This window comes from Bacillus mesophilus, from assembly GCF_011008845.1.
GTDB lineage: Bacteria > Bacillota > Bacilli > Bacillales > SA4 > Bacillus_BS > Bacillus_BS mesophilus.
Map to the genome: position 1 here is coordinate 592336 of NZ_JAAIWM010000002.1, position 21166 is coordinate 613501.

Annotated in this window: 21 protein-coding genes; 5 read left to right on the forward strand and 16 right to left on the reverse strand. The window is 38.7% G+C overall.

Features of this window, described 5'->3' with window-relative positions; translation table 11 throughout:
* The first annotated feature begins 134 nt into the window (after positions 1–134).
* Positions 135–1691, forward strand: coding sequence for a stage V sporulation protein B (gene spoVB, locus G4D63_RS08465; protein WP_163179195.1), 1557 nt, complete (start codon positions 135–137; stop codon positions 1689–1691).
* Between the two features lie 96 nt (positions 1692–1787).
* Here the strand turns inward: spoVB and G4D63_RS08470 are convergent, their stop codons facing one another.
* Positions 1788–2435: a DUF421 domain-containing protein gene (locus tag G4D63_RS08470; protein ID WP_163179196.1), complete on the reverse strand. Its 648-nt coding sequence runs from the start codon at positions 2433–2435 to the stop codon at positions 1788–1790.
* 92 nt (positions 2436–2527) lie between these two features.
* Positions 2528–3817: an SLC13 family permease gene (locus tag G4D63_RS08475; RefSeq protein ID WP_163179197.1), complete on the reverse strand. Its 1290-nt coding sequence runs from the start codon at positions 3815–3817 to the stop codon at positions 2528–2530.
* A 212-nt stretch (positions 3818–4029) separates the two neighbouring features.
* Here G4D63_RS08475 and G4D63_RS08480 point away from each other — a divergent pair, with 212 nt between their 5' ends.
* A complete protein-coding gene (locus tag G4D63_RS08480; RefSeq protein ID WP_239585903.1) occupies positions 4030–4419 on the forward strand; it encodes a TIGR04086 family membrane protein in 390 nt (129 codons plus the stop codon).
* A gap of 307 nt (positions 4420–4726) precedes the next feature.
* On the opposite strand, the gene yajC is transcribed toward G4D63_RS08480, so the two are convergent.
* From yajC to G4D63_RS08515, 7 genes are all read right to left on the reverse strand, one after another.
* Positions 4727–4987, reverse strand: a complete 261-nt coding sequence (gene yajC, locus G4D63_RS08485; RefSeq protein ID WP_163179198.1) for a preprotein translocase subunit YajC — start codon at positions 4985–4987, stop codon at positions 4727–4729.
* Positions 4988–5038: 51 nt separating this feature from the next.
* The gene (gene tgt, locus G4D63_RS08490) at positions 5039–6178 is read right to left on the reverse strand and encodes a tRNA guanosine(34) transglycosylase Tgt (RefSeq protein WP_163179199.1); all 1140 of its coding nucleotides are present in this window, start codon (positions 6176–6178) and stop codon (positions 5039–5041) included.
* Positions 6175–7224 carry a tRNA preQ1(34) S-adenosylmethionine ribosyltransferase-isomerase QueA gene (gene queA / locus G4D63_RS08495; protein WP_163179200.1) on the reverse strand — a complete coding sequence of 350 codons (1050 nt, stop codon included), beginning with the start codon at positions 7222–7224 and terminating at the stop codon, positions 6175–6177. Before queA ends, tgt begins: the two co-directional genes overlap by 4 nt.
* A 29-nt stretch (positions 7225–7253) precedes the next feature.
* Positions 7254–7445: a DUF2905 domain-containing protein gene (locus G4D63_RS08500; protein ID WP_163179485.1), complete on the reverse strand. Its 192-nt coding sequence runs from the start codon at positions 7443–7445 to the stop codon at positions 7254–7256.
* Positions 7446–7450: 5 nt separating this feature from the next.
* Positions 7451–8449: a Holliday junction branch migration DNA helicase RuvB gene (gene ruvB, locus G4D63_RS08505; RefSeq protein WP_163179201.1), complete on the reverse strand. Its 999-nt coding sequence runs from the start codon at positions 8447–8449 to the stop codon at positions 7451–7453.
* Between the two features lie 18 nt (positions 8450–8467).
* The gene (gene ruvA, locus G4D63_RS08510; protein WP_163179202.1) at positions 8468–9073 is read right to left on the reverse strand and encodes a Holliday junction branch migration protein RuvA; all 606 of its coding nucleotides are present in this window, start codon (positions 9071–9073) and stop codon (positions 8468–8470) included.
* Positions 9074–9502: 429 nt separating this feature from the next.
* Positions 9503–10045: an intercompartmental signaling factor BofC gene (locus tag G4D63_RS08515; RefSeq protein ID WP_163179203.1), complete on the reverse strand. Its 543-nt coding sequence runs from the start codon at positions 10043–10045 to the stop codon at positions 9503–9505.
* A 182-nt stretch (positions 10046–10227) separates the two neighbouring features.
* Between G4D63_RS08515 and G4D63_RS08520 the strand changes: the two genes are divergently transcribed.
* Positions 10228–10614, forward strand: coding sequence for a hypothetical protein (locus tag G4D63_RS08520; protein ID WP_163179204.1), 387 nt, complete (start codon positions 10228–10230; stop codon positions 10612–10614).
* A 61-nt stretch (positions 10615–10675) separates the two neighbouring features.
* On the opposite strand, the gene G4D63_RS08525 is transcribed toward G4D63_RS08520, so the two are convergent.
* The 6 genes from G4D63_RS08525 to nadB all read right to left on the reverse strand — a co-directional run bounded on the left by G4D63_RS08525 (position 10676) and on the right by nadB (position 18305).
* Positions 10676–11650, reverse strand: coding sequence for a YhcN/YlaJ family sporulation lipoprotein (locus tag G4D63_RS08525; RefSeq protein ID WP_163179205.1), 975 nt, complete (start codon positions 11648–11650; stop codon positions 10676–10678).
* A 127-nt stretch (positions 11651–11777) separates the two neighbouring features.
* Positions 11778–12518, reverse strand: a complete 741-nt coding sequence (nadE, locus tag G4D63_RS08530; protein WP_163179206.1) for an NAD(+) synthase — start codon at positions 12516–12518, stop codon at positions 11778–11780.
* A gap of 207 nt (positions 12519–12725) precedes the next feature.
* The gene (gene safA / locus G4D63_RS21740) at positions 12726–14261 is read right to left on the reverse strand and encodes a SafA/ExsA family spore coat assembly protein (RefSeq protein WP_338023900.1); all 1536 of its coding nucleotides are present in this window, start codon (positions 14259–14261) and stop codon (positions 12726–12728) included.
* 534 nt (positions 14262–14795) lie between these two features.
* Positions 14796–15905: a quinolinate synthase NadA gene (gene nadA, locus G4D63_RS08540; protein WP_163179207.1), complete on the reverse strand. Its 1110-nt coding sequence runs from the start codon at positions 15903–15905 to the stop codon at positions 14796–14798.
* Entirely contained in the window at positions 15906–16757 is an 852-nt protein-coding gene (gene nadC, locus G4D63_RS08545; protein WP_163179208.1) for a carboxylating nicotinate-nucleotide diphosphorylase, read from the reverse strand.
* Positions 16758–16766: 9 nt separating this feature from the next.
* Complete coding sequence (gene nadB / locus G4D63_RS08550) at positions 16767–18305, reverse strand: L-aspartate oxidase (RefSeq protein WP_204559039.1); 1539 nt, start codon at positions 18303–18305, stop codon at positions 16767–16769.
* A 213-nt stretch (positions 18306–18518) separates the two neighbouring features.
* Between nadB and G4D63_RS08555 the strand changes: the two genes are divergently transcribed.
* Both G4D63_RS08555 and G4D63_RS08560 read left to right on the forward strand, forming a co-directional pair.
* Positions 18519–19655 carry an IscS subfamily cysteine desulfurase gene (locus G4D63_RS08555; RefSeq protein ID WP_163179487.1) on the forward strand — a complete coding sequence of 379 codons (1137 nt, stop codon included), beginning with the start codon at positions 18519–18521 and terminating at the stop codon, positions 19653–19655.
* Between the two features lie 14 nt (positions 19656–19669).
* Entirely contained in the window at positions 19670–20203 is a 534-nt protein-coding gene (locus G4D63_RS08560; RefSeq protein ID WP_163179209.1) for a transcription repressor NadR, read from the forward strand.
* Positions 20204–20268: 65 nt separating this feature from the next.
* On the opposite strand, the gene pheA is transcribed toward G4D63_RS08560, so the two are convergent.
* A complete protein-coding gene (gene pheA, locus G4D63_RS08565) occupies positions 20269–21114 on the reverse strand; it encodes a prephenate dehydratase (protein WP_163179488.1) in 846 nt (281 codons plus the stop codon).
* Positions 21115–21166 lie beyond the last annotated feature (52 nt).

A 21166-nucleotide genomic window follows, 5' to 3' on the forward strand; every position in this document is an offset into this window, starting at 1 on the left:
ATTAGAAATAGATATGGGAATTATATTCAAATAAATTAAAACATATGTTGTCCTCTTTCTGTCATGCTTGGCCCACCTTATCGCATATAGATATTGTATATGATAACACTGCGTTTGAGAAGGTAGGGTAGCTCATGTCGAAACAAACCTTTCTAAAAGGGACTTTAATCTTAATTTTAGCCGGATTAATAACAAGAGTTCTAGGATTCGTTAATCGAATTGTTGTTGCTAGGATTATGGGGGAGGAAGGCGTAGGACTTTACATGATGGCAGTTCCTACACTATTACTTACGATTACCCTCACTCAATTAGGATTACCAGTTGCTATTTCTAAGCTAGTCGCTGAAGCGGAGGCAGTTGGTGATCGAAAAAGAATAAAGAAGATTCTTGTTGTATCATTAGCCACTACAGGAATTCTTAGCATCATTTTTACTGCGGGAATGATTGCTTTAGCACCTGTTTTATCTCAAACTCTGTTAACTGATGAACGAACCTTTTATCCATTGATTGCGATTTCCCCTATTGTACCAATAGTCGCAATTTCTGCTGTATTGAGGGGTTATTTCCAAGGTAGACAAAATATGAAACCAGCTGCCTATTCTCAGGTTATTGAGCAGGTTGTGAGAATAACGTTAGTTGCTGTATTCACTAAAGCGTTTTTACCATATGGAGTTGAATATGCTGCTGCTGGTGCGATGATATCTGTGGTCATTGGTGAGTTGATTTCTCTTCTTTATATGATCATGATGTTTAAAATGAAAAAGCGTGTTCGAGTTAGAAAAAACTTTTTCAAATCTGTTAAATCGGGTAAAGAAACGTTTCAAAGTCTTATGTCAATAGCGTTACCTACAACAGGAAGTCGGTTAATTGGGTCCATTGCTTATTTCTTTGAACCGATTGTAGTAACGCAAAGCTTATTAATAGCAGGTGTGACAACTACCATTGCAACTAAGCAATATGGAGAGTTGACTGGCTATGCTTTACCGTTGTTATTCTTACCATCATTTATTACCTATTCGTTATCTGTTTCTCTTGTCCCTGCAATTAGTGAGGCGGCTGCGAAAAATAAAACGCTTTTAATTGAACATCGTCTACAACAAGCACTCCGATTATCGTTTGTGTCAGGAGGACTTGCAGTAGTTGTGTTATACGTGTTTGCAGAACCCGTGATGCAGCTCATGTATGGTTCGTCCGCTGCAGCTATTTATGTAAAAGTCATGGCTCCATTCTTTATTTTTTATTATTTCCAAGGGCCACTACAGGCTGTCTTGCAAGCCATGGACCTCGCGAAAGCTGCGATGATTAATAGCGTGATTGGAGCTGTTATCAAGATTGCTGTGATTTTCGCCTTAGCTACTCGACCTGAATTAGGGATTATGGGAGCAGCTTTAGCGATTGTAATTGGAATTATGCTTGTTACACTATTACATTTCTCTACTGTAATCAAAGTCATTTCTTACACCATCTATGCCCGTGAATATATCAATAGTTTTATAACCATGGTTTTAGCTGGTCTTGCTGGTCATTATTTCTTTATGTATATGTTTGATTCTGCTCCGCTTATTTTCCGAACACTTCTGGCGATCGCAGTAACATCCATCATATACTTTATTCTTCTCATCCTCTTTAAACTAGTCCTTAAAGAAGAACTCAGAAGAATTCCTTTTATCGGCAAATATTTTGGTATTTAAGCTAATAGGATTTTTTGGTTTTTGGTACACCACAGCACCTTTCAAAAAAAAATGACACAAAAAAAGTAACCTTCCTATATGTTTAAGAAATAGGGGTTACTTTTTTTTGTCTATTAAATCGATATAAAAAACTCCATTATCGTAGCTGCAGTATGAAATCTCCTTGATATTGCGATATCCTAAATCACGCAGCTGCTGACGTAACCAAAAGTTCGTTTTATCTAATATTTTGAGGTGATTCTCTTGAACGGATCCATCGATAATTAACGGTAGATGGAGAGTACTTCTTTTCTTATGATCCTTTTCAAATACTGATAGCTTTCCTGTTGGTTCTAAAATAGCAAACTCGACGTCAGCTAAATTGTTTACATTTTTGTCTCTTAGCTGTGTGAGTAAATCATCAAAGTTATACCGCTGTTTTTTCATCTGCTCCTCATTGATTTTGCCGTTCTCGATTAGCATTGATGGTTCTCCATCCAGTAGGTCTCTAATTTTTTTACTTTTCAAAGATACTGTTGCTAAAGATATTTGGATGATCATTAATAATAGCATGGGTAAAACACTTTCAATTACAGGCTTATCAGGACTTTCGATTCCTGCTACTGCACTCTCAGCTATCATGATGAATACTACCAAATCCAATATGCTAAGCTCTCCAACTTCCCTTTTGCCCATCAAACGAAAAATAATTACAATCAGGGCATATAAAAACAGAGTACGAGCAATGATTGTGACATACTCCATTTAGAACTACTCCCCCTTTTGAAACTCCACATATTTTCTACATTAGTTTATACAACCTTGTTTATTTCATAAGGGGAAGGATTTTCCATTGTTTAGAGAAATGGCAGTAAGTATCTGAAATATATATAAACGGTGCACACGATTAAGGAAGCAACCACAACTGGAATACCGATTTTCATAAAGTCGATAAATTGGATATGTACCTTTTCTTTTAGTGCAAGTCCAACAACAACTAAATTCGAGGATGCTCCCAGCAAAGTACCGTTTCCACCAAGGCAAGCTCCCAGTGCCAAGGACCACCAGAGTGGATCTAAGTTAGTCATGCCGTAATCCTGAAATTCGATAATGACAGGGATCATAGCAGCAACAAAAGGTATATTATCGACTATACCCGAGAATAGACCTGTTAACCAAAGAATTAATAAGGCAGTTTTAGGCAAATCTCCTTCTGTATAATAAATGATTCCTCTAGCAAGCTCATCGATTATTCCTACCTCTTCAATGCCACCTACTAATAGGAATAACCCTATAAAAAAGAATAACGTGGGCCAATCAACCTCCTTCAACACTTTCTCTGCTTTAATGGTGTGTCTTGTTAACAATAAGATTAATACCGCACCAGCAAGTGCGATACTCGTTAACTCAATATGTAACAATGGATTTAGAACAAAGCCACAAATCGTTATAAGTAAAACGGCAATTGAAGGCAACAAAGACGAATCTTTGTTGATAAACTGTTTGGGGTCTAGAGCCATCAGCTGTAACCGATTGGTCTCACTAACAATAAGTCTGTTTCGATAACTGACAATAATTCCAAACATGACCATTAAAAAGATAAAAATAGCAACAGGGGATAAATGCACTAGAAAATCATTAAAGGTTAAGTGTTTTACTGATTGTCCAATCATCATATTAGGTGGATCACCAATGAGTGTTGCCGTACCACCGATATTAGCCGATAAAATAATTCCAATTAAATAAGGAATGGCGGGTACCTGCAAGATCTTTACGATTTTAAAAAGAATCGGTACTAGTAAAAGCACTGTCGTAACATTAGCTAAGAAGGCAGAGCCAAGAGCAGTTACAAGAGAAAGCATAAATAATAGCGGAATGGCATGCCCTTTTACTCCCTTGGCGAGAGCAATAGCAATAAACTCAAATATACCTGTTTTACTTGTAACAGAGACTAAGATCATCATTGCAAATAACAGGGCTATGGTATTCCAATCAATGTACGTTAAAAAAGCCTTTTCCGTATCAAAGACTCCCACAATCAGCATTAAAACCCCACCCATACCAGCAACCAAAGTACGGTCTATCTTTTCAGAAATAATGAGGATGTAACTTCCTATAAAAATGAGACATGTCAAGACCGTTATCACGTTTCTGCCACCCCTACTTTTCAAGTATCTCTATCTCATACTATGTTTTGAAGTGTAGGGACATGCTTAAAGCATAAAAACTGTAGGAAGAATCTACTCTCTCCCAATCTTTTTCATTCTAAATTGATTAGGACATGAATATGCTTGTTCTAAAGAGCTTGGCTAGAAGATCTCTAGCTAATTAGATTGACTTTCGGGAGGAGAGAAGCAAGATGGATGCAAGAAATATGGTCTCTGCAGTCATGTTTGGTGTGTTAACAGTTCTTGTGATTATTCTTACTTGTAGCTTGATTTTTTCACTTCTTTTAAGATTCACTGATCTACAGGAAACCTCGTTACAATGGTTAATTATGACTTTATCATTCTTCGCTTTATTTGCTGGTGGATTTATCTCAGGAGGTAAAGGAAAGGAAAAAGGATGGATGATGGGAGGAGCAACAGCTATTCTGTTTACCTGCATTGTTCTCTTATATCAATTCTTAGGAAAAGAAGCAGGCTTCTCTATTGAACAAACATTTTATCACTTAGGTTACTTAGCAACCGCAGTATTTGGTGGAATTTTAGGTGTTAACATTGCTGGTGGTAAAACTACATCTTCATAAGAATAAAAGGCGCAAGCGCCTCGGCAGATGATGGCAGGCTAAGTGCGCAACGTCCTGTTGCGACGCCTGCCTGACCTGCATCCTGCAGGCCTCCGACATGCAAATGTTCCTTGAAGAGAAAAAGGGTGATTTTTCCCTTTACTCTTCAAGGTTTATTTGACCTAGGAAAAAGTGTACTTCCTTTTTCCCTCGAGGGGCTGGGCGCTGGAGCCGGATTACTATCTACTAGCAATAGTTATACACAAACGAAAAACTTTATAATTTCCAAGAAAATGAAAAAAGAGCGGGGATTCCGCTCTTTTTTATATTAGCCCTGAACTACATCACGTACTGCTGCACGATCAAATGCTAGTCTAGAACCATCAGTTACCTTAATAACGATTGTAGCTTCATCAATGCTGTCTACAATACCATGTAAACCACCAATCGTTACAATCTTATCGCCTTTTTTCAGATCAGCTTGCATTTGTCTTACTGCCTTTTGCTTTTTCTGTTGAGGACGAATTAACAAGAAATAAAAGATTGCAAACATCAGTATAAGTGGACCAATTGAAGTTAACATTTCCATATAAATTTTCACCCCTTTCTATTTTATACTCTAAGTAGGCCAAGCTCATGACTAGAAATTTTTTGCATTTGGTTTATTAAATCCGTATGCCTCAAAAAACTCTTCTCTAAAATCACCTAATCGATCTTCCCGGATTGCTTGTCTAACCTGCTCCATTAATTTTAACAGAAAATGAAGGTTATGGTAAGTCGTTAATCTCATCCCAAATGTTTCACTACATTTTATAAGGTGACGAATGTAAGCTCGTGAATAATTTTTGCACGTATAGCAATCACAATTAGGATCAATAGGACCAAAATCCTTCTCATACTTAGCATTTCGAACAACTAAGCGCCCTTCACTCGTCATACATGTACCATTACGGGCAATTCTTGTCGGAAGCACACAGTCAAACATGTCAATTCCTCTTAAGGCACCATCAATTAGAGAGTCCGGTGAGCCAACTCCCATTAGATATCTCGGCTTATTACTTGGCATGAGTGGTGTAGTAAATTCAAGAACACGATTCATGACATCCTTAGGTTCTCCAACTGATAGACCACCAATTGCATAGCCTGGGAAGTCTAAAGAAACTAAATCTTGTGCACTTTGCTTTCTTAGTTCCTCATATTCTCCCCCTTGGATAATCCCAAATAAACCTTGATCATTTGGACGCTGATGAGCCGTCAAACATCTTTCTGCCCATCTACTCGTACGTTCTACTGATTTTTTCATATAGTCATATTCAGCTGGGTATGGAGGACATTCATCAAAGGCCATCATTATATCTGATCCCAAGGCGTTTTGAATTTCCATGGCCCCCTCAGGAGATAGGAAAAGTTTTTCACCACTTAAGTGATTTCTAAAATGAACACCTTCTTCTTCGATTTTTCGAAGATCACTTAAACTGAACACCTGAAATCCACCAGAATCAGTTAGAATAGCACGGTCCCAATTCATAAATTTATGAAGGCCGCCAGCCTCCCTTATAATCTCATGGCCAGGTCTTAACCATAAATGATAGGTGTTACTAAGAATGATACCTGCACCCATTTCTACTAGATCCTCTGGGGACATCGTTTTAACAGTAGCTAGTGTTCCTACTGGCATAAATGCCGGGGTATCAAATGAGCCATGTGGAGTATGAACTTTTCCTAGGCGGGCACCTGTTTGTTTACATGTTTTTATTAATTCATATCTGATGGCTGTCATAGTTGCTTACTCCCTTCAATAATTAACATAGCATCTCCAAAGCTAAAGAATCTGTATTTTTCTTTTACTGCCTCATTATAAGCATGAAGAACATTCTCCCTTCCAGCTAAGGCACTAATCAGCATAATTAACGTAGATTTAGGTAAATGAAAGTTTGTAATCATCCCGTCAATACCTTTAAACTGATAACCTGGAAAAATAAATATGCTTGTCCATCCAGAGGCTTCAACAAACTTACCGTCATTTTCTGTAGCAATGGTTTCTAGTGTTCTTGTTGAAGTGGTACCTACGGTAATAATACGACCGCCTTTTTCACGCACATCGTTTAATAATCGCGCCGTTCCTTCTGTCATTTGATAAAATTCAGCATGCATATCATGCTCATCAATTGACTCTGCTGTAACTGGCCTAAACGTTCCTAACCCTACATGTAAAGTAATAAAAGCTGTATGTACACCCTTTTCTCGTAAATCTTCTAAAAGTTGTTCAGTAAAATGCAAACCAGCAGTTGGAGCAGCAGCAGACCCCATTTCACGAGAAAACACGGTTTGGTATCGTTCTTGATCACCGAGCTGTTCTTGTATATATGGCGGTAGAGGCATCTCTCCTAGCTGTTCAAGTACCTCATAAAAGATTCCTTCATACGTGAATGTAAATATACGACCACCGTATTCGCTTGTCCCGACACAAGTGGCTTTAAGCTTTCCATCACCAAAAGTAATGACCGTTCCTTTAGAAACGCGCTTGGCAGGCTTCACTAATGTTTCCCACTGATCCCCTTCTAACTGCTTGAGAAGAAGAACTTCTACCTTTGCCCCCGTTTCCTGCTTTACACCATATAATCTCGCAGGTAGTACCCTTGTATCATTTAGCACAAGACAATCGCCCTCTTTTAAGTAGGAAAGAATGGAACGAAAGGTTTGTTCATGTTGAATCTCACCCGTATTTTTATCAAGTACCATCAGTCTTGATGCTTCACGGTCTAATAAGGGTGTCTGCGCAATAAGCTCCTCAGGAAGCTCAAAATCAAATAAATCAACTTTCAATTATATTCACCTTTTCTTTAAATGATTTACTATCTAAATCGACCAATAAAATAAAAAATAACCGATAATACAACACTAACAATAATCGAGGTCACGATTGGAAAATAAAAGGTTACATTTCCTTTTTTAAACACGAAGTCTCCGGGTAGTCTACCAATAAACTGCCACGCCATTCCCACCAGTAATAAAACAAGTCCTGCTATCATTAATAGCTTGGGCATCTCCATTACTTTGGCACCTCCAACTTGAAATGGCGATAGGCAAGTTCAGTAACGATTCTTCCCCTAGGAGTTCTTTGTAAAAAACCTATTTGCAGTAAGTAGGGTTCGTATACATCCTCTATTGTGTGCGATTCTTCGCCAATTGTTGCAGCAACCGTATCAAGTCCCACTGGTCCACCCCGAAACTTCTCAATAATTCCTATTATTAATTTATGGTCAATATGATCTAATCCTAATCTATCTACCTGAAGCATCTCCAATGCCTCACTGGCAATATCTTTATGAATGACACCGTTTCCTCTAACCTGTGCAAAATCACGAACTCTCCTTAGTAACCTGTTTGCTATTCTAGGAGTTCCTCTAGATCTTCTCGCGATCTCAATTGTTGCTTCTTTTACAATTTCTACTTCAAGGATTGAAGCAGCACGTTCTACAATGTCAGCTAATTGTTCCTCATTATAATATTCTAATCGGCTTAACACACCAAACCTGTCACGAAGAGGAGCTGATAATGCACCTGCTCTTGTTGTAGCTCCAACAAGGGTAAAAGGAGGCAAGTCAATTCGTACAGACCGGGCAGTTGGACCTTTTCCGATCACAATATCTATGCAAAAATCCTCCATAGCTGGGTAAAGCACTTCTTCTATCGTACGTTGAAGTCGATGAATTTCATCAATAAAGAGGACATCACCAGGCTCTAATGCTGTTAAGATGGCTGCTAAATCTCCAGGACGTTCAATAGCAGGGCCGGAAGTTGTTCTGATTTGGACACCCATTTCATTTGCGATAATAGTGGCTAATGTTGTTTTTCCAAGGCCAGGCGGTCCATATAAAAGCACATGGTCCAACGTTTCATTTCTCATTTTTGCAGCTTCAATAAAAATTTTTAAATTTTCCTTTACCTTTGTCTGGCCAATATAGTGTTCAAGAAGTTGTGGTCGGAGTGTTTGATCAAGGGACTCTTCTTCAAACACTGCTTCTACTGAAACTAGACGTTCATCCAAATTAGTTTCCCCTCCTTATTATTTACCTTGAACTAACTGAAGTAATGCTACTTTTATGTATTGGTCGGTAGTCATGTTTTCCTTTTCTAAATGAGGAACAACCTTCTTTATTTCACGGTCAGCATAGCCCAGTACCTTTAATGCTTCAAGTGCTTCCTCAAGTGCGATATTTGATTCTCGATTGCCTCTCTGAACTGAAGTAGCATTCTGGGCAACACTTGTATCCATTACATCAGATACCTTTCCTTTTAAATCAAGAATAATTTGTCTAGCGGTTTTCTTTCCAACTCCTGGGAATTTGACTAAGAAAGCCTCATCTTCGTCTTCAATCGCGGATACCACTTGTTCTGGTCTTCCAAATGCCAAAATGGCAAGCGCTCCTCTTGGTCCAATACCCGTAACATTTAAAAGCTTCATAAATAGCGAACGATCTTTTCGAGTAGGAAATCCGTATAATGCTAAAATGTCCTCTCTGACATGCTGATATGTAAAGATAATCGTTTCTTGATTTTGCTCGTATATATATGGATTGGGAGTATGTATTAAGTAACCCATTCCTTGATGATCAATAACTATATACTCTGGATTTACGTCAACAATTTGTCCCTTTATAAACTCAATCAACTTTCTCTCTCCCTTAAATAGGCTGTTTATATTTTAGCATAAAAATAATGCTACAACAGTATAAAAAGCGCAAGCGCCCGGTTTAGCCCCGACAAGCAAATGTTCCTTGAAGAGAAAAAGGGCGACCTTTCCCTTTTACTCTTCAAGGGTTATTTGACCAAGGAAAAAGTGTTGTTTCTTTTTCCCTCGAGGTAAGATGAAATTGCAAAGATCGTTGCAATTTCATCTTGGCTGGGCGCTGGAGCTAGATTACTACAGATATATCGTTTTATGAATAACACTAATAACTATAATTTCTTATTATTTGTATAAAAGCCGCAAGCTCTCGGCTCCTCCTTGATAAACTGTAAATAAAAGAAAATTATACTTAAAGTAAGGAGAGAAACTTAACATAAAATAAGGCGAACCGCTGTGGTTCACCTTGTTACCTTAAGGAGACATAGAAAAAGGCTTAAATACCTCTAAAACTTCTACATAATTGTCCTTAGAACGAATTGGTATTCCTTTTTTTAATTCTTCATGTTTTCTACTTTCAAGTTTACTAACATCAATTTGAAAAAATGATTGTATAACATTTTCGGCATCTGGCTTCCCATTAAAAATGGTCAGGGTTCCATTGCTCGTTAATCCAAAATATCCATTTGCTTTTAGTAACGGTGAAATATCATCTATTTGTTTTTGAAAAACAATTAGTTGCTCGTCCTGATCGATAAGCTGCCAAGAATCATATGCAGCCCAGAAATCCTCCATTGACCAAATTGTTTCTTCAATAATTTCTTCACTAACTTCTCCATCTAAGTATACTCGCTCCAAAATAACCGTAACGGTTAGTGGTCCTGTGACCATCTGAGCTTCTTGTTCATTTGACTTAACAGTGGGCTGCTCTTCTGCTGACGTGATTAGAATCCCTGTTAGACTAAAAAGAATAAGTCCTAACCAGAGGATTTTTGTATACTGATTTTTGACTTTCATTGTATACACCTCTTTTACAAGTTGATACTACTAAATATAGGTAAACAGTAGTTTAGTCTATCCAGACGATGAAATTATATCCAGTATATTTGCTTTTTCTTTCTTACAACAAATTTATATTGACTATACCTTGCTTCTCCCATAATAATTAAGTTGTCAGAGTCGCATTAACGAGGTGTTATATGAAGATTGAAAGCGTTATTATATTAGTTAACAAAATGTGTGATGAATCAAGATACACAAAAGCTCGTGAAATTATATATAAAGAATGGGATCGCCTCACAGAATCTAAAACATATACGCTATTAAATAAAAATGCTAAAGAATTTGTTATGATTATAAAGGCTGAAAAAGAGGATGGATCTTTTGAAGCTTTAACATTTTCGGAAAAAAAGACCTTAAATTTATTTAACCAGTATATAAGAGATACCAACTTATCTTTTGCTAAGCGGATTTATCACGCAAATATAGAGCTCTTTGAAAAAAAGGCAGCTCAAAACTGGCTTCATGGTGATGCTAAAATTTTTTATGATGCTTGGAAAAAGTTCATAAATGAACCTAACAAATAGTTCTCAAAAAAAAGAGTAGGTAAAAACCTACTCTACAAAATGAAACACCAGATACTTCTATTTATTTTGTGTCACGGAAAGGAGTTCGAATGGCATCATCAATCTCTTCTCCAAGCTCTTGAAACATATCACGAACGTCCTCATCTAAATCTCCAGTTGGTCCACCATCTCTTAACTCATTATCAATATTGCGTGCTCTTGTAAAAATGCTTTCATCCGTTACCACTCTCACATCTTTCCCAGCGGTTACAGAACGAATGGCATCACGCACTTCTTCCTTAACTGTTGCATCATTACGATCATTTGTGTCGATTGCAACTAATACATCGTCTCCACTAACAATCGTTCTAACGTCATCAACATTTTTCACACGTTGTACACGGTTAGAAATATCCTCCGCTAAACGACCATTGTAGTTATGATCATAGGAAGAACGTGCGTTGTTGTCTCTCCCTGCCATTTGACCATGATAGTTATAGTCAGTACGTGCAAAACGATTATCACGTGCTAAGCCGTTATCGTTTGCTGCATTTGGTCTTGTAGGGTTATTAACCCCTTTGTTATCGCCATAATCTTGTAGTGTTCTGTTGTCATAGCGAATACCTGTAAGACCGTCGTTATCGTTGAACTCATTTCTGACATTCTTACGTCCACCATCGTTTTGCTGATCAATAAATCCATCATCTCTTGTCCCGATGTTTCCACGGTAATTAACATCGTTTCCAGTGGCTCTATCATTATAACCTGCACGATTGGTGTTTCTTGTATTGTTATTAACCCCACGAACATTGTTACCTCTATTGTTATTGTTATCTCCTGCACGATCTAGCATTTCTGTTACAGGTCCATCATTATCACGCTCTGGTAATATTGCATTACCTGTGTTATTGTCATTTGCATTATTTTCATCTGAGTAATACCCTACTTGTCTCATGCCATTTCCACCCATGGCACCTTCATCTGCATTGTTATTACAAGCAGTAAGACCACTTAATAAGAAAGCGGTTGACAGTGTATACAAGATTTTTTTATTCAACGCAAATACCCCCCACAGTTATGATAGATCGTTATGAGTGTTTAAACACTCCTTACTATCTTGGCAGTTTGAGGGGGGAATTAATCTGTTATATATCGGCAGTTACGCGAACTACTTCCACATTACGTTAAAACTTGGGAGGAGCAGCAGCTAATTCACGTTTATGATGTGACTGGTTATGTAATTTTTCAATTATTCTTCTGTCTTCCTCTGGTATGTCTTCACCTCTTAAATATTTATCAATCATATTATAAGTGGTGCCCATTTCATTTTCATCTGTTTGACCTTCCCAAAGCCCCGCACTTGGTGCCTTGTTTACAACCTCTTCTGGAACACCTAGAGCAATCGCCAATTCTCTAACTTCACCCTTAGTAAAGTGGACTAGTGGAACTAAATCAACACCACCATCTCCGTACTTTGTAAAATAACCAGTATGCCATTCTGCTGCATTATCCGTTCCTACGACTAAATAACCGAAATTATTAGCAACAGCATATAGAGTAGTCATGCGAAGGCGAGCTCTAGTATTAGCGTCCCCAAGCTTAGCTGCTTTCTCATTCCATTGTTCCTTTTGTTTTAACTGCTGTTCTAATTCAGAGAATAAAGTTTCGTGTGTAGATGTTAAATCAATTAATAAATGATCTATTCCACTACTATTGACTACCCTCAGTGCATCCTCTTGATCATTAGGGTTACTCTTACATGGCATAATCAATCCTAGAGATTGGTTCGGGAAAGCTCGTTTAATAAGATGAGTAACAACTGCAGAATCAATCCCGCCGCTAATGCCAACGATTGCTCCATTTAATCCAGCACCGTTCACTTTCTCTTGTAACCATCGAACAAGCTTTTCAATTTTTTCTTCCATGTTTGTCTTCCTTTCCAAATTCAACTTTCTCATATCTTACCATAAGAAATAATTTTTCTAAAAGAACTTCATCTAGTATTTATTTTTTTTGTTTACACTATATAACAAAAGAGCTACGGGGCATTTCTCTAAGATTACTGTATTATGCTGAACATATTAAATTCTAGAACATAAAAAGGACGATTCAAAAGAATCGTCCCCTTACTATTATAGATTAAAATCGTCATCATCATCAAAATCTGGCATACCTAATGGCCCTTGTGTCGGAAATCCTGGTTGTGCTGTTGGATAACCCGGTACTCCTGGAAAACCTTGCTGAGGTGCTGCTGGGTAACCTGGTGCTGCTCCAAACCCTGGTTGAGGTGCCATTGGAAAACCTGGCGTGCCGTACCCCTGTTGAGGTGCTACTGGATACCCCGGGGCTCCTGCTTGGAATCCTGGTGCTCCATAACCTGGTGCTACTTGGTAACCTGGTGTTCCTGGATAACCTGGATAACCTGGAATACCATAACCTGGTCTTACTGTTTCTTGATCTAGGTCAGCTTCAAAATCCGGAGCTTCTGCTTCCCATGCGCGGGGAACTCCGTAGCCTGGTGTGAAACCTGGAAAACCTGGAACGCCAAATCCCGGTTGCATCCCTGGAAATCCTGGTTCTCTAAATCCACCTTCAGGTACTCCATCAAAATCTACATCCTCACCAACAGGAAAACCTGAGAAGCCTGGTTGAGCTCCTTGCTGGAATCCTTGCTGGAATCCTTGCTGAAACCCTGGTTGAGCGCCTGGCTGGAATCCTGGTTGGAATCCTGGTTGAACTCCTGGTTGGAATCCTTGCTGGAATCCTGGTTGAACTCCTGGTTGGAATCCTTGCTGGAATCCTGGTTGTGCGCCTGCCTGAAATCCTGGTTGGAATCCTTCCTGGAAGCCTGGTGCAGGGTAGCCACTGAAACCAGGTTGTTGGAAGTGAGGCTGTGGAAAGCCTGGCTGTCCTCCAGGAAACATTGGCATTTCTGGCATATCATCTAAATCAGTATCAACTCCTGCAACGGCTGTTGGATAGCCCGGTTGTGGATATCCTGGTTGACCAAAAAATGGTGCAGGTCCTGGTGCTCCACCTGGTGCAGGCCCATATGGATGAAAGTTAAAACCGTATCCGGGATTAATACCTGTTATTGGTATACAGTATCCTCCCTGATAAGGTGCTTGTTGTGGAGGAAGTTCTGGACCTGGCGCAGTTGGAACAACTGGCTCATCCGCTTCATCAACCGCAGGTGAAACAGCTGTTGGTGGCTGTTGCGGAATATAAGTTGGTGCATTTTGATAAGCCATATTTATATTATAATTATTAATATCCATCTCAAGTTGAGGCAATTGAGGTAGCTTTGGTGCATAAGGCATTTTCGGCATTTCTTTCATTACCTCTGGCTTAACCGGCGTCTCCTTCACAACGGGCTTAGGAGCCGGAGATAGATCTTTAAATGGATGAACCACTTCTTCTTTTATTGGCGCAATAGGTGCCTCTTTAATAGGTGTTTCTTTAGCCTGTGAAACTGGTGCCTCTTTCGTAATCGGTGCTTCCTTCTTTACTTGAACCCCGGCTGTAGGAACCTTAACTTTCATTCCGGGCATAATCATATCTGGATTACTAAGTTGTGAATTTACTTGCTTTAATTCTTCAAAATCAACACCGTATTTTTGAGCAATCTTCCAAAGAGTATCACCCTTTTGAACAATATGGATTTTCACGATATATCCCTCCCATGGCAAATTCTTTATCAGTCTATGCAGCATTCGCCTAATTGCCACTCTTACTCATCACAACTTATGCACATAGATAAAAAATTATGCTACTTGAAAAGTAGGACATACAACTAGAAAACCCAGTTATACAAGGGCATTTGACGGGACATGATACTCCTGAATGCTTAGGAAAAACAATTATTTAGCCTACGTTTTAAACTTTGTTGTTGATTTTCATTACAGGACACTCGCTTTCCGCGGGCGAATTCGGGAGCCTCCTCGGCGAAATGCGCGCATGCTGGGTCTCCCGTGACCCGCTCTCCCGCGCTTGCACGGGATGTGCTGACCTCTTCACTCGCGTCCTTCCACTACAATCAACAGTGCAAAAAATTAACACTGTTCTTTAACACAGCCATAATTTTGAATACGTATCAACGTTTCATCGTACTCTACTAATTTATTTTCAAAAACAACGTCATTTCAAAAGGCAGTTGAAGTTTGATTTTTGATCGTCAAAAAAAGCTAGGTTAGCACCTAGCTTCAATTTGGACGCTCCAGCATTCTATTTAATGCAAGAATAGCGTTATCGGCAATAGATTTCTCTACCTTTATTTGATTTTTCACTTCTCCAGCTTCTAGTGTTTCCAATGACCATAGAAGATGTGGTAAATCTATTCGATTCATCGTTAGACAGGGACACATATGCGGGTTAAGTGAAATAATTTCTTTGTCAGGATGATTTGAGATAATTCTCTTAACAAGATTCATTTCTGTTCCGATTGCCCATTTGCTTCCTGCTTCTGCCTTTTCAATCGTATCTATAATATATTTAGTTGAACCAGCGTAATCAGATAAAGCGACTACTTCACGGCTACATTCTGGGTGAACAATAATGTTCATATCAGGTTTTTCTGCTCTAACTGTAGCAATATTCTGCACTGTAAAGTTCTCATGTACGGAACAGTGACCTTTCCATAAAATAACCTTTACATCTTCAATATTTCCATCATATTCGAGTACATCTTTAATTGGGTCCCAAATCGCCATTTGGTCAAGTGGAACACCAAGATCAAATGCTGTATTTCTGCCTAAATGTTGGTCAGGTAAAAAGAGAATTCTCTCTTTCTGGGTAAATGCCCAAGCTACCATACTCGTTGCATTAGAAGAGGTAACCGTTGCTCCCCCATATGATCCACAAAATGCTTTAATGGCAGCAGTAGAATTCACATAGGTAAGCGGTAGGATCGTATCACCAAAAAGGTTCATTAACTTTTCCCATGCACGTTGTGTTTGATGAATGTCTGCCATGTCAGCCATAGAACAGCCAGCACGCATATCTGGTAAAATAACCACTTGTTCTGGGGTTGTTAAAATATCAGCTGTTTCTGCCATAAAGTGAACACCACAAAATACAATATATTCAGCTAATGTATTAGCTGCCGATTCTTGGGCTAGCTGTAAAGAGTCACCAGTTGCATCTGCAAACTGTATGACCTCGTCTTTTTGATAGTGATGACCTGGAATAAAAAGCTTCTCACCAAATTTTTGCTTAATTTCACGAACACGATTTTCCATTTCCTCAACGGACATCGTTTTATATTTTTCTGGTAGCTGGTGATCTGTTGTTTTTAATGCCTCTAAAATATTCATTTACTTCTCCCCCTCACTTTTCCAGCCTGTAACAAAGCTTATATCCAGTGCCTTATATGAATGAGTTAGCAAACCAAGCGAGATATAATCTACTCCTGTTTGGCCATAATCCTTTAATGCATCAATCGTAATACCACCTGATGCTTCCGTTACGATATGGTTCGGAACTAGCTCTACAAATTCTGCTATCTCTGGTGGTTTACGGTTATCGAACATAATGACATCAGCGCCTGCTGCGACCGCTTCTAATACAGCTTCTCTGGATTCTGTTTCAACTTCAATCTTTATCATATGGCCGGTGTTTTCTCTTACAGCGTTAACTGCTTTAGTAATAGAACCACTAAAAGCGATATGATTGTCCTTAATCATTACTCCGTCATATAAACCAAAACGATGATTAGAACCACCACCACATTTAACAGCATACTTTTCAAACATACGCAGACCTGGAGTTGTCTTTCTAGTATCACAGATCTTCGTATGATCACTATCCAATGCTTTTACTGCAGCCGCTGTTAGGGTAGCGATCCCACTCATTCTTTGAAGTAAGTTTAAAATAATTCTTTCCCCTGTGAGTAAAGCAACGATAGGTCCCTTCACTGTCGCAATGATGTCACCTGGTACTAAAACCTCTCCATCTTTTTTGTACAAGTTGACTGATATGGTCGGATCAAATAAGTGAAGACACTCTTTTATCACATCCACACCCGCAAGAATTCCAGGCTCTTTTGCCAGAACCTTACCTTCTCCTATTTGTGAAGGAGGAAATATGGATGATGTTGTAAGATCTTGTTCGCCAATATCTTCAATTAAAAACCTTTTCAATTCTTCACGTAATTTTATAATATTCATCGTTTCCTCCTAATTTACAACGGCGTGTTCTAATGCATTTCTAGTAATTGTACGATGATCCCAAACTTTGTTTACATCTGGAAAATCAGCTCTATAGTGACCTCCACGACTCTCCTCACGGTGTAAGGCCGAGCTCGCTATTAGCCAAGCAGTCGTTATCATATTTAGTAAGCATATTTTTTCTTTATTAAAATGTAGCTCCTTGGGCTTGAGTTGAATATACGGTTCTAGTACCATCACAACCTCCTCTAGCTCACGCTTGCTACGGACAATACCCACGGATTTCATCATCATTTCTTTAATTTCTTCCTTAGTCGGAAGTTGGTTTTTTGATTGTACCGTCGGACGTTCGTCCCGTAGTGCTTTCTGAGAAACAGGGCGTGTCGCTTGGGATAAAATGAAATCCGCCATCAGATTTGAAAAGACTATTCCTTCAAGAAGGGAGTTACTCGCTAGGCGATTTGCACCATGCACCCCCGTACAGGCTACCTCTCCTATAGCAAATAGACCTGGAATTGTGCTTTGACTATATGAATCCACCTTAATTCCGCCCATCATAAAATGTGCTCCCGGAACAACCGGAATTTTACCATCACTAGGACTAATTCCATTACGCTTACATAGTGATGTAATCGTTGGAAAATGAGATGAAAAGTTTTCAATCATGGTTATATCTAAAAAAATACTTTCACCCTTTTTTACTTCCTCAAAGATCACTCTTGCTACTACGTCTCTAGGAGCTAAATCAAGAAGTGGATGCTGGCCTTCCATGATTTTACGTCCATTTTTAGTTACTAGGGTTGCTCCTTCTCCTCTAACGGCTTCTGAAATTAAACCTGGACAATGACCATTTACGTATAAAAGAGTAGGGTGAAATTGGATAAATTCCATATCGATTAAATCTGCACCAGCACGGTAAGCCATTGCGTATCCATCGCCAACGATACTATGGTCATTAGAGGAGTGCTCATATAATCCACCACAACCACCAGTAGCTAAGATTACATGGTTTGCGTAATAAGAAGTTAACTGAGAATGTTCATCAAGAGTTTGTACTCCAACACAACTACCATCATTTACAATAAGATCAATGGCAAGCTCATGTTCGATAATTTGTACTTTATTACAAAGCTTTTTCAAAAGAAACTGGACAAGAGCCTTTCCAGTTGCATCTCCACCTGCATGTAAAATTCTTCGGATTGAATGCGCACCTTCTTGCCCCAGCTTAATTCTACCTGCTTCATCTTTATCAAATTGCATACCTTGTTGTATTAGTTCTTCCATATAGCGAGGGCCTTCTTGAACAAGCGCTTTTACTGCACTTTCAAGATTATGTCCACAGCCAGCAAGAATTGTATCGTTAAAGTGTGTACTCCAGTCATCATCACTAGATATTGCAGCGGCGACACCGCCTTGAGCTAACATTGAATTACTATTATATTTTGATGACTTTGTGAAAATAATCACATTCTTTTCCATACATAGACGGTTTGCTGCAACTAATGCAGCTAATCCACTACCAATAATCACAACATCTGATTTGGGCATAAAAATGCCTCCTATTCAGCCAAGTGTTTACTTCTGTCTTGACACCTATATTTACATATATTTAAACTAATGACAAGAGTTTTTTTCCGACTCGATATTGAGTTTTTTGGTATGATAGAGAAACAAACTCTAAAAAAGCTAAATACAATCCCTTTAGATAGGGTTATGAATACATCAAATTAAATGAGAGTTATTAAAGGAAAAAGGATGATGATGGTGATATATCTAGACTATGCTGCAACTACTCCAATGAGGGAAGAAGCCATTCAAACATTTACTGAGGCTTCTAAGCACTTTTACGGAAATCCTAGTAGCCTTCATGATATTGGTACAAAAGCATCAACATTGTTAGAAACTTGTCGAGAAGAATTAGCAAGGTTATTTTCTGGTCAACCTCAAGGCGTATTCTTTACAAGTGGTGGATCGGAATCAAATATTCTTGCGATTCGCTCTTTACTTCAGGGCTCAACAAAAAAAGGGAAGCATCTTATTACAACGAAGATTGAGCACTCTTCAGTGTTTAACCTTTTTCAACAATTAGAAAAAGAAGGATATTCTGTAACCTACCTATCTGTAAATTCAAAAGGACAAGTAAGCCTAGATGAACTTAAAAAAGCAATTCAGCCAACAACCCTACTAGCATCTATACATCACGCTAGTTCAGAAATTGGGACAATTCAGCCTATAGAAGAAATCGGTAGACTGTTGCATGCCGAAAATATTTTATTTCACAGTGATTGTGTGCAGACATTCGGAAAACTGCCTATAAATGTTGAAACTAGTTATATCGATAGTTTATCCATTTCAAGTCATAAGCTTTACGGACCAAAAGGTGTTGGAGCATGTTATATAAATCCTAAGCATCAATGGTCTCCATATTTTGAGGGTACCTCTCATGAAAAAGGATTCCGTCCAGGTACAGTAAACGTTCCTGGAATTGCTAGCTTTTTAAGTGCAGCTCAGCTCATTCATGAAAACATGAAGGTTGAAACAGAGCGGTTAGAAATGCTCAGAAAACAATTTTTGTCGGGTATTATTGAAAGAGAGCTTCCTATAGAAGTAGAGGGGCATGCTACTAGTACATTGCCTCATATACTTGGTTTATCGATTAGAGGAATGGAAGGACAATATGCAATGCTCGAATGTAATCGACATGGTCTAGCCATTTCGACTGGCAGTGCCTGCTCTGTTGGAAAGCAAGCACCATCAAAGACTATGATGGCAATAGGAAAAGATGCCTCCACTGCTAAACAGTTTATTCGTCTTTCTTTCGGAAAATGGACGACTGCAACCGATATTGATCAAACAATCGACACATTAGGTAAGATTATTACAGCCTATCAAAAATAATTAGGGAGACAAATATGAAAAAAAAGCTCTTGGGTGAAGAACGGAGAACTCTTTTATTACAATGGTTAAAAACAGCTGAGACGCCCTTAACTGGTTCAGATTTAGCAGATCGTTCTAATGTCAGCAGACAAGTCATTGTACAGGATATCTCTCTGCTAAAAGCCAAAAATGAACCGATTGTAGCAACCTCTGAAGGGTATATTTATCTGACCTCCTCACAAGATCAGATATTATTTCAGGAGGTCATTGTTTGTAAGCATACACCCGCTGAAACAAAGGAAGAGCTATGTATGATTGTTGACCATGGTGTATCTGTAAAGGATGTTAGAATTGAGCACCCTGTTTATGGTGATTTGTCCGCATCAGTTCGTGTAAGTAATCGAATCGAAGTGGATCAGTTTTTAGCTAAGCTTAAGCATACAAATGCTCCACTCCTATCACAGCTAACGGACGGTTTACATCTTCATACTCTCGAAGCGGATTCAATGGAAAAAATAAAGAATGCCTGTCAGTCACTAAAGGACCGGGGATTTTTAATTGAAGCGTAAAAAAAATGACGTGATGATTCACGTCATTTTCATTTTTCATAGCCGTTTCTTGACTGGCCAGATATTTATTTTACTTCAAAAATTGGATAGCTACCTAAAGAGATCACGCCACATCCTAATGCCTGTAGCTCTGCAATAGCTCCTGGAATTAGCACTTGGTCTAATGCTTGGTCTATATCGATGATGAATAAATAATTACCTAATCCAGTTTTCATCGGACGAGACTCAATTTTTGTTAAATTTATTTTCCGCCACGCAAATGCAGACAATACCTGATGCAATGCTCCTGCTTGATCTAATGGAAGTGTGATGATTAGGGTAGTTTTAACATTTGAAGTGCTTTCCACTGGGAAGTTTCTTTGTTCATTTGTAACAATGATAAATCTAGTATGGTTGTTTTGATAGTCCTGAATATCTCTCTCCACAATTGATAGACCGTAAACTTCTGCGGCAAGTTCGTTCGCAATTGCTGCCGATATTTGTTTAGGATGATTCGCTATAAGTTGGGCTGCTGCACTAGTTGATAACGTTTGAATTTGTTCTGCGCTTTTATAATGATTAGCCAAATGCTTTCGACATTGTGCAAGTGCATGGGGGTGTGAATAAATCGTCTCCACCTCTTGTAGATGCTCCACATGATCAGGATGGACCATTAGATGTTGCTGAATAGGAACAACTATTTCTCCCACTATGGTTAACGGATGATCATGTATTAAATAATCTAATGTATTAGTTACCGATCCTTCGATTGTGTTTTCAATCGGAACCACACCAAATGAAACATCGCCATTTTTAACAGCATCTAAACAACCATGTATGGAAGCATAAGGTATTCTGTTTTGATCTGAAAAGATACTTTTTACCGCATATTCCGTAAATGTAGCCTTAGGTCCTAGAAAACCAACCGTAATCACTTATGTTTCCCCCTGTCAAAAAAATTGATGTTATGCTTTATTCAGAATT